Annotated in this window: 11 protein-coding genes; 9 read left to right on the top strand and 2 right to left on the bottom strand. The window is 73.3% G+C overall.

The features are described from left to right. Nucleotides 1–94 precede the first annotated feature (94 nt). The gene (locus tag DWB77_RS25715; RefSeq protein ID WP_120723519.1) at nucleotides 95–2182 is read left to right on the top strand and encodes a SpoIIE family protein phosphatase; all 2088 of its coding nucleotides are present in this window, start codon (nucleotides 95–97) and stop codon (nucleotides 2180–2182) included. Between the two features lie 120 nt (nucleotides 2183–2302). Next, the gene (gene hemW, locus DWB77_RS25720; RefSeq protein ID WP_120728235.1) at nucleotides 2303–3535 is read left to right on the top strand and encodes a radical SAM family heme chaperone HemW; all 1233 of its coding nucleotides are present in this window, start codon (nucleotides 2303–2305) and stop codon (nucleotides 3533–3535) included. Between the two features lie 458 nt (nucleotides 3536–3993). Here hemW and DWB77_RS25725 read toward each other — a convergent pair whose 3' ends face one another. Together DWB77_RS25725 and DWB77_RS25730 are read right to left on the bottom strand one after the other, a co-directional pair. Beyond that, nucleotides 3994–4818 (bottom strand): DUF3097 domain-containing protein, encoded by an 825-nt coding sequence (locus DWB77_RS25725; RefSeq protein WP_120723521.1) that lies wholly within the window; start codon nucleotides 4816–4818, stop codon nucleotides 3994–3996. A gap of 179 nt (nucleotides 4819–4997) precedes the next feature. Beyond that, on the bottom strand, nucleotides 4998–5726 hold the full coding sequence (locus tag DWB77_RS25730) for an MBL fold metallo-hydrolase (RefSeq protein WP_120723523.1): 729 nt from the start codon (nucleotides 5724–5726) through the stop codon (nucleotides 4998–5000). Nucleotides 5727–5880: 154 nt separating this feature from the next. Between DWB77_RS25730 and hrcA the strand changes: the two genes are divergently transcribed. The 7 genes from hrcA to DWB77_RS25765 all read left to right on the top strand — a co-directional run bounded on the left by hrcA (nucleotide 5881) and on the right by DWB77_RS25765 (nucleotide 12212). Beyond that, entirely contained in the window at nucleotides 5881–6900 is a 1020-nt protein-coding gene (gene hrcA, locus DWB77_RS25735) for a heat-inducible transcriptional repressor HrcA (protein ID WP_100578282.1), read from the top strand. Further along, entirely contained in the window at nucleotides 6901–8040 is a 1140-nt protein-coding gene (gene dnaJ / locus DWB77_RS25740) for a molecular chaperone DnaJ (RefSeq protein WP_120723525.1), read from the top strand. It abuts the gene before it with no gap. Nucleotides 8041–8218: 178 nt separating this feature from the next. Next, nucleotides 8219–9310 carry a nitronate monooxygenase gene (locus tag DWB77_RS25745; RefSeq protein WP_120723527.1) on the top strand — a complete coding sequence of 364 codons (1092 nt, stop codon included), beginning with the start codon at nucleotides 8219–8221 and terminating at the stop codon, nucleotides 9308–9310. Continuing rightward, nucleotides 9307–10050, top strand: a complete 744-nt coding sequence (locus DWB77_RS25750) for a 16S rRNA (uracil(1498)-N(3))-methyltransferase (protein ID WP_120723528.1) — start codon at nucleotides 9307–9309, stop codon at nucleotides 10048–10050. Before DWB77_RS25745 ends, DWB77_RS25750 begins: the two co-directional genes overlap by 4 nt. Nucleotides 10051–10252: 202 nt before the next feature. Next, nucleotides 10253–10777, top strand: a complete 525-nt coding sequence (locus DWB77_RS25755; RefSeq protein ID WP_246033630.1) for a hypothetical protein — start codon at nucleotides 10253–10255, stop codon at nucleotides 10775–10777. Between the two features lie 127 nt (nucleotides 10778–10904). Continuing rightward, on the top strand, nucleotides 10905–11264 hold the full coding sequence (locus DWB77_RS25760; protein WP_120723530.1) for a histidine triad nucleotide-binding protein: 360 nt from the start codon (nucleotides 10905–10907) through the stop codon (nucleotides 11262–11264). Nucleotides 11265–11294: 30 nt separating this feature from the next. Beyond that, nucleotides 11295–12212 (top strand): ribonuclease Z, encoded by a 918-nt coding sequence (locus DWB77_RS25765; RefSeq protein WP_120723532.1) that lies wholly within the window; start codon nucleotides 11295–11297, stop codon nucleotides 12210–12212.

The raw sequence follows: 12212 nt of genomic DNA on the forward strand, positions 1-12212 counted from the left end.
CACTTCGGTGACTCGACGCTTATGGGCCCGATCAGTCTGTCACTCTGTCGAAGCCGTGAGCGGCGCATTGCGAGAACCCGTCAGGAGCCGCACCGTGGGACCCTTTCCAGCCCAGCGGGACAGCGTGAACCACCCCTGCGCCCCCGCCCCACGCGCTCCCGAGGAGACGGGCCCGCACACCGCCGCCCACGCCCCGGCCCCTGCCCCGCACACCGATCCCGCCCCCTGCCCCACGGCCCGCACCAGCCTGCCCGGCAACTCGCTCGCGCCGGGAGCGGCCCGGAGATTCATACGGGCCGCGCTCGCCGACTGGGCCGAGCCCGGACCGCAAGGACCGGCCCAACTGGCCTACTGCGGCGAAGAGTTCGTGTACGAGGCGGGGGTCCTCGTCAACGAGCTCGTCACCAACGCGGTCGTCCACGCCGGGACCACCGTCGATCTCCTGTGCCGACTGGAGAGCGGTGACGCCACGGAACCCGCCGCCCTCGTCATCGAGGTCTCCGACCACCATCCCGCACGCGCGCTGCGCGGCGCGCCCCGGCGCGTACGGGACGACGACCTCGCCGCCTTCGAGCACGGGCGCGGCCTGCACGTCGTGGCCGCCCTCGCCGAATGCTGGGGCATCACCTACCGCACGGGCCTCAAGACCGTCTGGGCCCGGCTCACCGCGGACGCCGGCGAGCCGCCCCCACCCGACGCCGACGGCCACCACGGCGGGACGCTCCACGGCGAGACGCTCCACGACGGGACGCTCCACGACGGGACGCTCCGCGACGAGACGCTTCACGACGGGACGTCCCGCGATGAGACGCTCCACGACGGGGCGTGCGCCGCCGGCACCCGCCCTTCCACCCCCCACCGCACCCCGCGCCGACACGACCGGGACTGGGTCAACCGGGGCGCGCTCTCCTTCCTCGCCGAAGCCTCCGACCTGCTGGCCGGACAGTTCGACGAAGACCTCATCGCCGCCCTCGCCGCCCAGCTCCTGGTGCCCCGGCTCGCCGACTGGTGCGCGATCTGGCTCGACGACGCCGCGGGCGGCCCGCTCGCCGCGCCCCGCCTGGCCCGGGTCTGGCACGCCAGAGAAGCCGCCGTGGAACCGCTGCGGGCCGCCGTCGAGAAGGAACCGCCCCGCCTCTCTGCCGCCGCGCGCGGCGGACCGGTCCCGATGCCCTGGCCGTCGGTGGCCGAACTCGGCGCGGACGGCGCCGCGTTGGCGTACCGGCTCGTCACCGGCGGCCGGGAGGTCGGCGTCCTGCTGCTCGGCCAGGCCGGCCCGGCCCGCATCCCCGACGAGATCACCGGCCTGGTCGAGGACTTCCTGCGCCGGGTGGCCCTCGCGATCGGCGCGGCCCGCCAGTACACCCGGCAGGCCACCATCAGCCGGGTGCTCCAGCGCGGCCTGCTGCCCAGCCGGGTCGCGGAGATCCCCGGCATCGACAGCGCCTTCATCTACCAGCCCAGCGACGAGGCCCTCGCGGGCGGCGACTTCTACGACGTCTTCCCCGGCGTCGAAGGACGCTGGTGCTTCGCGCTCGGCGACGTCCAGGGCAGCGGTCCCGAAGCCGCCGTGGTGACCGGCCTCGCCCGGCCCTGGCTGCGGCTGCTCGCCCGCGAGGGACACGCGGTCCACGAGGTGCTCCACCGGCTCAACCAGCTCCTCGTCGACGACGCCACCGAGGCCGCCGAGGCAGCGGTCCGCCTCACCCCGGCCCCCCTCCCCACCGGGCCGCCCGGACCGCACGACCCCCTGGAGGGCGCCCAGGCCCGCTTCCTCTCCCTGCTGTACGGGGAGCTCGTACCGGACGCCGACGGAGGCCCCGTGCGCTGCACCCTGGCCAGCGCCGGCCACCCGCTGCCCCTGCTGCTGCGGCCCGACGGCTCGGTACGGGCGGCCGCCCGCCCGCAGATCCTGCTCGGCGTCCTCGAGGGCGCGCGCTACGAGAGCGAGAGCCTCAGCCTCGACCCGGGCGACATCCTGCTGTGCGTGACGGACGGCGTGACCGAGCGGCGCTCGGGAGGGCGGATGTTCGACGACGCCGACGGACTCGCGGCCGTCCTGTCCGGCTGCGCGGGACTGACCGCGGCGGCGGTGGCGGAACGCGTAAAGGAGGCGGTGTACGCGTTCGGCGACACCCCGCCCGCCGACGACCTCGCGCTGCTCGTGCTCCGGGCCGGCTGAACACCCCCCGGCCCGGCCGCCCCCGCCGCAGCTCCGGCCCGCACCCGCCCAGCTTCGGCTCCGGGCCCGGTCCGCGCCCGTACGGGTCGAGGATCGCCGCGCGTGCCGGACAATGGGGTCATGCCTTCCGTACTGCCCGATGGTGAGCCCATGCCCGAGGACGGGTCGCTGCCCCGCCCTGCCCTGGAGGGCGCCGGGGAGCGGCCGCTCGGGTTCTACCTGCACGTTCCGTACTGCGCGACGCGCTGCGGCTACTGCGACTTCAACACGTACACGGCGAGCGAACTGGTCGGCAAGGGCGGCGTCCTCGCCTCCCGCGACAACTACGCGGACATGGTCGTCGAGGAGATCCGCCTCGCCCGCAAGGTGCTGTCCGGCGACACCCGGCCGGTGCGGACGGTCTTCGTCGGCGGCGGCACCCCCACCCTGCTCGCGGCGGCCGACCTGGTGCGCATGCTGGCGGCGGTACGCGAGGAATTCGGCCTCGCCGACGACGCGGAGGTGACGACCGAGGCCAACCCGGAATCGGTGAACCCGGCCTACCTCGCGGAGCTGCGCGAGGGCGGCTTCAACCGCGTCTCCTTCGGGATGCAGAGCGCCCGGCAGCACGTCCTGAAGGTCCTCGACCGCACGCACACCCCCGGCCGCCCCGAGGCCTGCGTCGCCGAGGCCCGGGCGGCGGGCTTCGACCACGTCAACCTCGACCTCATCTACGGCACGCCCGGCGAGAGCGACGAGGACTGGCGGGCCTCGCTCACCGCGGCCGTCGGCGCGGGCCCCGACCACATCAGCGCGTACGCCCTGATCGTCGAGGAGGGCACCCAGCTCGCCCGGCGCATCCGGCGCGGTGAGGTGCCCATGACCGACGACGACGAGCACGCGGACCGCTACCTCATCGCGGACGAGGTGCTCGGCGCGGCCGGCTACTCCTGGTACGAGGTCTCCAACTGGGCCACCACGGAGGCGGGCCGCTGCCTCCACAACGAGCTGTACTGGCGCGGGGCGGACTGGTGGGGGGCGGGGCCCGGCGCCCACAGCCATGTGGGCGGGGTGCGGTGGTGGAACGTCAAGCACCCCGGGGCGTATGCGGCGGCGCTGGCGGCCGGGCGGTCGCCGGGGGCCGGGCGGGAGGTGCTGTCCGCGGAGGATCGCCGGGTGGAGCGCATCCTCCTCGAACTCCGCCTCCGCGAGGGCTGCCCCCTCGACCTCCTGCGGCCGGCCGGGCTTTCCGCGGCGCGCGGGGCGGTGGGGGAGGGGTTGTTGTCGGAGCCCGAGTTTTCCGCGGGGCGGGCGGTTTTGACCCTGCGGGGTCGACTCCTGGCGGACGCGGTAGTCCGAGCCCTGGTCGACTGAGCACCCTTGTGCGCAGTTCCCCGCGCCCCTGAACCCCCTTGATCCTGCGGGCCGTGCATGGCTGGTCGCGCAGTTCCCCGCGCCCCTAACCCCCTGGTCGTGTGCGGGCCGTGGTCGCGTCTCGCGCAGTTCCTCGCGCCCCCAAAACCCGACGCCGTCCGCGGGCCGTGGTCGCTTCTCGCGCAGTTCCTCGCGCCCCTAACTACTCGGTGCGGGGGCGCCCCTGGAAACCCGTTTTCGTCTGCGGGTCGTGTGTGGCTGGGCGCGCAGTTCCCCGCGCCCCTAACTACTCGGTGCTGGTCCGCATCGGGCACCTCAGCCTGTCCGGCGATTGAGGACGAGCGCCCTTAAGGCGCGATACGGGGGCTGGGGCGGAGCCCCAGGGGCCGGGATCGACCAACCCCCTGCACGGGCGGGTGGGTGGGTAAACGGGCCGCTGGGGCGGAGCCCCCAGGGGGCTACGGGGCCGTGACGAAGTCGATGAGGTGTTCTACGGAGCCGAGCAGGGACGGATCCAGGTCCCGATACGTCCGCACCCCCGCCAAAATCCGCTGCCAAGCCGCCCCCGTATTCTCGGCCCACCCCAACGCCCGACACACCCCCGTCTTCCAGTCCTGCCCCCGCGGCACCACCGGCCACCCCCCGATCCCCACGGACGCCGGCTTCACCGCCTCCCACACGTCGATGTAGGGGTGGCCGACGACCAGTACGTCCGGATGGGTCACGGACGCCGCGATGCGGGACTCCTTCGAGCCCGGGACCAGGTGGTCGACCAGGACGCCGAGCCGCGCGTCCGGCCCGGGCGCGAACTCGGCGACGATCGCCGGGAGGTCGTCGATGCCCTCCAGGTACTCGACGACCACGCCCTCGATCCGCAGGTCGTCCCCCCACACCTTCTCGACGAGCTCCGCGTCGTGACGCCCCTCGACGTAGATCCGCCCGGCCCGCGCCACCCGGGCCCGCGCCCCCGGCACGGCCACCGACCCGGAGGCGGTACGCGCGGGGCGCTGCGGGGCGGGTGCGGAGGCGGAGGGGCGTACGAGGGTGACCACCTTGCCCTCCAGGAGGAAGCCGCGGGGCGCGAGCGGGAAGACGCGGTGCTTGCCGAACCGGTCCTCAAGGGTGACCGTCGGCCCCTCGGCCGTCTTCTCGCAGCGGATCACCGCTCCGCAGAATCCCGAGGAGACCTCCTCGACCACGAGGTCGGTCTCGGCAGGCACCTCGGGAACGGGCGCCTGCTTCTTCTTCCAAGGCGGGGTCAGATCAGGGCTGTAGCTGCGCATGGCCTCATTATTCGGGAGCGGCGGGCCGGGAACGTACGACGACGATACGGCCGTACCCCGCCACGACACCCCGAACCGCACGGCGAGTTGGCCCGCCACGACCTCCCGCTTGGCACCCCGAATCGGTCCGCCACGCCCCCCCGCCACGCCCCCCCCACCCGGCACCCCGAATCGCCCCGCTACGACCCCGCCCCCCCGAACCGCACCGCGAGCCCATCCCGCTGGGCCCGGACGAACGCCGCGTCCACCACCGCCCCGTGCCCCGGCACGTACACCGCGTCCTCGCCGCCCAGCGAGAGCAGTCGGTCCAGGGCGGCCGGCCAGCGTGAGGGGACCGCGTCCGGGCCGGCCTGGGGCTCGCCCGACTCCTCCACGAGGTCGCCGCAGAAGACGATCTCCGGGGAGCCGCCACTCGCGGGCACGAGCACCGCGAGGTCGTGCCCGCTGTGCCCGGGGCCCACATTGGCGAGCAGCACCTGACGTCCGCCGAGCTCCAGCGTCCACTCGCCGCACACCGAGTGGTGCGGCGGGACCAGCAGATCGGCGGCCTCGGCCGCGTCCCGGTCGGACACGCCGTGGCCGACGGCGTCGGCACGGATCGCCTCCCGGCCCAGCGCCCGCTCGATGCCGACCGCTCCGTACACCTGGACCCCGGAGAACGCGGCCGTCCCCAGGACGTGGTCGAAGTGCGGGTGGCTGAGCGCGATGTGGGTCACACGGCGGCCGAAGAGGGCCTCGGCCTGGGCCCGCAGTTCGGCGCCCTCGCGCAGCGTCGCCCCGGTGTCGCACAGGAGCAAGGAGCTCTCGCCGGCGACCAGCGCGGCCGTGGCGTCCCAGATCGGCAGGCGTCTGCGCCCGACGCCGTCACCCAGCCGCTCCCAGCCGAACTCTTCCCAACGGACGTCCATGACGCGACGCTATCGGCAATCGCTGGACGTCGCCGCACGGTAGCGTGGTCGGCCGCCCTTGCTAGGTGCGTACCGGTCGGCCGTACACTGGCCGGGGATTGTTGGCACTCGAACGCAGTGAGTGCCAAACGGACGGCAACGGGAGGTGTGCGCGATGCTCAGTGAACGCAGGCTCGAGGTGCTGCGCGCCATCGTCCAGGACTATGTCGGCACCGAGGAACCGGTGGGCTCCAAGGCCCTGACCGAGCGGCATGCGCTGGGCGTCTCGCCCGCGACGGTGCGCAACGACATGGCGGTCCTGGAGGAGGAGGGCTTCATCGCCCAGCCCCACACCAGCGCCGGCCGGATCCCGACGGACAAGGGATACCGGTTGTTCGTCGACCGGCTCGCGGGCGTCAAGCCCCTGTCGTCGCCGGAGCGGCGCGCCATCCAGAACTTCCTGGACAGCGCGGTGGACCTGGACGACGTGGTGGCCCGCACGGTGCGGCTGCTGGCGCAGCTGACCCGGCAGGTGGCGGTCGTCCAGTACCCGTCGCTGACCCGGTCCACGGTGCGGCATGTGGAGCTTCTCTCACTCGCGGCGGCCCGGCTGATGCTGGTGCTGATCACCGACACCGGCCGGGTCGAGCAGCGGATGGTCGACTGCCCGGCGCCGTTCGGCGAGGCCGCGCTCGCGGACCTGCGGGCCCGGCTCAACGCACGGGTGGTGGGGCGCCGCTTCGCGGACGTGCCGCAACTGGTGCAGGACCTGCCGGAGTCCTTTGAACCGGAGGACCGGGGAACCGTTTCGACGGTCCTCGCCACCCTCCTCGAAACCCTGGTCGAAGAGACCGAGGAGCGGTTGATGATCGGCGGCACCGCCAATCTCACCCGCTTCGGACACGACTTCCCGCTGACCATCAGGCCGGTGCTGGAGGCACTTGAAGAGCAGGTCGTGCTCCTCAAGCTGCTCGGCGAGGCCAAGGAATCGGGCATGACCGTACGCATCGGGCACGAGAACAACGCCCACGAGGGCCTGAACTCCACGTCCGTCGTCTCGGTCGGCTACGGTTCCGGCGGCGAGGCGGTCGCCAAACTCGGCGTGGTCGGACCGACCCGCATGGATTACCCCGGAACGATGGGAGCGGTACGCGCAGTGGCACGTTACGTCGGACAGATCCTGGCGGAGTCGTAAGTGGCCACGGACTACTACGCCGTACTCGGCGTGCGCCGCGACGCATCACAGGACGAGATCAAGAAGGCCTTCCGGAGGCTCGCGCGGGAACTCCATCCCGATGTGAACCCCGACCCGAAGACCCAGGAGCGGTTCAAGGAGATCAACGCCGCTTACGAGGTCCTCTCCGACCCGCAGAAGAAGCAGGTCTTCGACCTCGGCGGGGACCCGCTGTCGTCGTCGGGCGGCGGCGGTGGCGCGGGCGGCTTCGGCGCGGGCGGCTTCGGCAACTTCTCGGACATCATGGACGCCTTCTTCGGCACGGCCTCGCAGCGCGGCCCGCGCTCGCGGACCCGCCGCGGCCAGGACGCCATGATCCGCCTGGAGATCGACCTCAACGAGGCGGCCTTCGGCACCACCAAGGAGATCCAGGTCGACACCGCCGTGGTGTGTACGACCTGTTCGGGCGAGGGCGCGGCCCCCGGCACCTCCGCGCAGACCTGTGACATGTGTCGCGGTCGCGGCGAGGTGTCCCAGGTCACCCGGTCCTTCCTGGGCCAGGTCATGACCTCCCGCCCCTGCCCGCAGTGCCAGGGCTTCGGCACCGTGGTCCCCACCCCGTGCCCGGAGTGCGCGGGCGACGGCCGCATCCGCTCGCGGCGCACCCTCACCGTGAAGATCCCCGCCGGTGTCGACAACGGCACCCGGATCCAGCTCGCGGGCGAGGGCGAGGTCGGCCCCGGCGGCGGCCCCGCCGGCGACCTGTACGTGGAGATCCACGAGGTGGCCCACGACGTGTTCCAGCGCCGTGGCGACGACCTGCACTGCACGGTCACCATCCCCATGACGGCGGCGGCGCTCGGCACCAAGGTGCCGCTCCAGACGCTCGACGGCATGGAGGAGGTGGACATCCGCCCGGGCAGCCAGTCCGGCCAGTCCATCCCGCTGCACGGCCGCGGCATCACGCATCTGCGCGGCGGCGGCCGGGGCGACCTCATCGTGCACGTCGAGGTCCTCACCCCGAGCAAGCTCGACCCCCAACAGGAGGACCTGCTGCGCCAGTTGGCGAAGCTGCGCGGCGAGGAGCGCCCCACGGGCCAGTTCCAGCCGGGTCAGCAGGGACTGTTCTCCCGTCTGAAGGACGCCTTCAACGGACGCTGAGCCGGGTGAGGGGCCGCGGGGTTGATCCCCGCGGCCCCTTTTGTGTGCGGTTTCGAGGAGCGGGGCCACGGAGCACCGGTGCCGGGCCGATGCGGGACCGACGCGGGACCGGCGCTGGATCCGCGCGGGCGGGAACGGGCGATTCGGCGCGGGAGCAACGCCGTGGCACGATGCGGACATGGCTTTGACCGATCTCTGCCGGTATCCGATCGTGCAGGCGCCCATGGCGGGAGGCGCCTCCGGTGCGGCGCTGGCCGCGGCCGTCTCCGAGGCCGGGGGCCTGGGATTCCTGGCCGCCGGTTACAAGACCGCCGACGGCATGTACCAGGAGATCAAGCAGGTGCGCGGGCTCACCGGCCGGCCCTTCGGCGTCAACCTGTTCATGCCGCAGGACCCGGCCACCGACCCCGCCGCCATCGAGGTCTACCGCCAACAGCTCGCGGGCGAGGCCACCTGGTACGAGACCCCGCTGGGGGAGGCCGACAGCGGCGGCGACGACAACTACGAGGCCAAGCTCGCCATCCTGCGCGAGGACCCGGTGCCGGTGGTCTCGTTCACCTTCGGCTGCCCCGACCGTACGGTGCTCGACGCCTTCGCGAAGATCGGCACGTACACGATCGTCACCGTCACGACGCCCGAGGAGGCGGCGATCGCGCACCGGGCCGGGGCGGACGCGGTGTGTGTGCAGGGGGTCGAGGCGGGCGGCCACCAGGGCACCTACCGCGACGACCCGCAGAGCGGCGGCGCCGGCCTGGGACTCCTCACGCTGATCGCCCTCGTACGGGACGCCGTCCCCCTGCCGATCGTCGCGGCCGGCGGACTCATGTGCGGCGCGCAGATCGCGGCGGTCCTCGCGGCGGGCGCCGACGCGGCCCAGTTGGGCACGGCGTTCCTGACGTGCCCCGAGTCGGGCGCGAGCCCGGTGCACAAGCAGGCGCTGACCGACCCCCTCTTCGTGCGTACGGAGCTGACCCGGGCGTTCTCCGGGCGCCCCGCGCGGGGCCTGGTGAACCGCTTCATGCGCGAGCACGGCCCCTACGCCCCCGCCGCCTACCCCCAGGTGCACCAGCTCACCCTTGGCCTGCGCAAGGCCGCGGCCGAGGCCGGTGACCCCCAGGGCATGGCGCTCTGGGCGGGCCAGGGCCACCGTCTCGCCCGGGAACTCCCGGCGGCCCGGCTCGTCGAGGTCCTGGCCGCCGAACTCGACGACGCGGCAGCCCAGTTGACCGCGACCCTGCGGAACCTGAGAAACCTGAGGAGTGCGTCATGACCGCCCCGGTCTTCGTTGTCGACACGGTGCCCGTCGGCGGCGAGTTCGTCCTGGACGGAGCGGAGGGCCGGCACGCCGTCTCCGTCAAACGCCTGCGCCCCGACGAGCAGGTCACCCTGACCGACGGCGCCGGGAACCGGGCGGACGCCGTGGTGCTGTCCGCCGAGGGCAAGGACCGCCTGACCGTACGGATCACCGGGTACGCGAGCGAGGACGAGCCCGCGGTACGGATCACCGTGGTGCAGGCGCTGCCCAAGGGGGACCGGGGCGAGGTCGCCGTGGAGACGATGACCGAGACCGGCGTGGACGCGATCGTGCCGTGGCAGGCCGCGCGCTGCATCACCCAGTGGAAGGGCGAGCGCGGCGCCAAGTCCCTTGCCAAATGGCGCAGTACGGCCCGCGAGTCGGGCAAGCAGTCGCGCCGCGTCCGCTTCCCCGAGGTGCGGGAGGCGCTGACCACCAAGCAGGTCGCGGCGCTGCTGGCCGAGGCGGACCTGGCCGTGGTCCTGCACGAGGACCCCGAGGTCGCCTCGGCCGCCCTGGCCACGGCCGAGCTGCCCGCCCACGGGGAGATCGTCCTGGTCGTGGGCCCCGAGGGAGGCGTCTCCCCCGAGGAACTGGCCACCTTCGCCGAGGCGGGCGCCCGCCCCCACCGCCTGGGAACGAGCGTGCTCCGCACGTCGACGGCGGGGACGGTGGCGTCGGCGGTCCTGATGTCCCGAACGGGCCGCTGGTCCTGACAACACGTGCGGGTTGGGCGCAGATTCAGCCCCTCCGGCGTTTGAGGAGCGGGGTCCGGGGCGGAGCCCCGTGTCCACCGGCGCGCGGCCGGGGCGCGAATCGGGGCGAGGGGGGCGCGGCGCAAGGCCACGCCCCAACCCGTGGCCAGGATGGCCGCAAGGGGTCTACCGCGTTCACGAACACGGTGGCACCCTGGCCCCCATGGGGGCCACGAGGTCACACCACAGCAAGCGCCGCCCGGCTCGCCCCGCCCTGGCCATCGCCGCCACCGCGCTGGCGCTCGGCGCCGCCACCGCCTGCGACCCCGTCGGCGGTCTCAACTCCGCCGCCGTCGCCGTCACCACCGACCAGACCGCGAAAGCCGCACTCCAGCACGAGCACGTCGACATCAAGTGGCTGACCTGCACCGCCCACCTCAACAGCGGCCCCCGCGCGACCCCCTCGGCCGCCCGCGCCACCAAGGACGTGGCCGACGTGAGCTGCGACGGCGAGACCAAGGACGGCAAGCCGATCACGGTCAGGGGCACGGTCACCCAGGAGGTCGAGGGCCGCTGCGTGAAGGGCGACCTGACCGCCAAGGTCGCCGACAGGACCGTCTTCCGCGCCTCCGTCCTCGGCGACTGCACCGCGCCCGCCCCGACGACGGGCCGCGCCACCCCCGCCCCCGGCGGCCACCCCACCGTGACGGTGACCGTGACGGTCACCCAGTCCTTCCAGGGCAAGTGAGGCGTCCCCCCTGAAGAGGCCGTCCCACCCCGACCGAGACGCACACCCCCCCCGCACCCCCGCCCCTCCCCGTACGCGTTGAGTAGCATGCGGTTACCTGATCAACGCGACCAAGGAGGGCCGGATCGTGGCCGTAGAGCCGCAGGCCGACTGCCTGTTCTGCAAAATCGTCTCGGGCGATGTCCCGGCGACCGTCGTGCGGGAGACCGACACCACGGTCGCCTTCCGTGACATCAACCCCCAGGCGCCGACCCACGTCCTGGTCATCCCGAAGGTCCACCACCCCGACGGCGCCTCGCTGGCGGCCGCGGAACCGGCCATCGCCGCGGACGTGCTGCGCGAGGCCGGAGAGGTCGCAGCGCAGGAGGGCATCGGCGCCTCCGGCTACCGGGTCGTGTTCAACACGGGCAGCGGCGCCGGCCAGACCGTCTTCCACGCCCACGCGCACGTCCTGGGAGGCCGCGGCCTCCAGTGGCCGCCCGGATAAGAACCCCGCCCGACAGCAAGGCAACTCACCGTGTCCGTCCGTGAATTGGTGGTGCTCGGCACCGCCAGCCAGGTCCCCACCCGGCACCGCAACCACAACGGCTATCTGCTGCGCTGGGACGGCGAGGGCATCCTCTTCGACCCCGGAGAGGGCACCCAGCGCCAGATGCTGCGGGCCGGGGTCGCGGCCCACGACATCAACCGGATCTGCGTCACGCACTTCCACGGCGACCACTCGCTGGGCCTGGCCGGAGTGATCCAGCGGATCAACCTCGACCGGGTCCCGCACCCGGTCACCGCGCACTACCCGCTCAGCGGCGAGCACTTCTTCGAACGGCTGCGGTACGCCACGGCCTACCGCGAGACGGTCGAGCTCGGCCGGGCGCCCGTCGCGGGGGACGGCGCGGTGCTGGCCACGACACCGGCGTACACCCTTCAGGCGCGCCGGCTCTCGCACCCCGTCGAGTCGTACGGCTACCGTCTCGTCGAGCCGGACGGGCGGCGGATACTGCCCGAACTGCTCGCCGAGCACGGCATTAAGGGCCCCGACGTGGGCCGCCTCCAGCGGCAGGGCGAGCTGAACGGCGTCACGCTCGACGACGTCAGCGAGGTCCGGCGGGGCCAGCGGTTCGCGTTCGTGATGGACACCCGCCTGTGCGACGGCGTCCACGCGCTGGCGGAGGGCTGCGACATGTTGACCATCGAGTCGACGTTCCTGGACGGGGACGCCCAACTAGCCGCGGACCACGGTCATTTGACGGCAGGTCAGGCGGCGACGGTGGCCCGGGAGGCGGGCGTACGCCACCTCGTGCTCACCCACTTCTCGCAGCGGTACTCCGACCCCGACGAGTTCGAGCGACAGGCCCGGGCCGCGGGATTCGCGGGCGAACTGACGGTGGCCGCGGACCTGGTCCGAATCCCGGTCCCCAAACGCACGACCGCCGCCTGA

Origin of the sequence: Streptomyces hundungensis (assembly GCF_003627815.1) — a bacterium.
GTDB lineage: Bacteria > Actinomycetota > Actinomycetes > Streptomycetales > Streptomycetaceae > Streptomyces > Streptomyces hundungensis_A.

Bases quoted from the DNA above. Each gene is read 5' to 3' on its own strand.
- DWB77_RS25745 (WP_120723527.1), top strand. From the start codon at position 8,219: ATGGCTTTGACCGATCTCTGCCGGTATCCGATCGTGCAGGCGCCCATG.
- hrcA (WP_100578282.1), top strand. From the start codon at position 5,881: ATGCTCAGTGAACGCAGGCTCGAGGTGCTGCGCGCCATCGTCCAGGAC.
- DWB77_RS25725 (WP_120723521.1), bottom strand. From the start codon at position 4,818: ATGCGCAGCTACAGCCCTGATCTGACCCCGCCTTGGAAGAAGAAGCAG.
- DWB77_RS25750 (WP_120723528.1), top strand. From the start codon at position 9,307: ATGACCGCCCCGGTCTTCGTTGTCGACACGGTGCCCGTCGGCGGCGAG.
- hemW (WP_120728235.1), top strand. From the start codon at position 2,303: ATGCCTTCCGTACTGCCCGATGGTGAGCCCATGCCCGAGGACGGGTCG.
- DWB77_RS25755 (WP_246033630.1), top strand. From the start codon at position 10,253: ATGGGGGCCACGAGGTCACACCACAGCAAGCGCCGCCCGGCTCGCCCC.
- DWB77_RS25730 (WP_120723523.1), bottom strand. From the start codon at position 5,726: ATGGACGTCCGTTGGGAAGAGTTCGGCTGGGAGCGGCTGGGTGACGGC.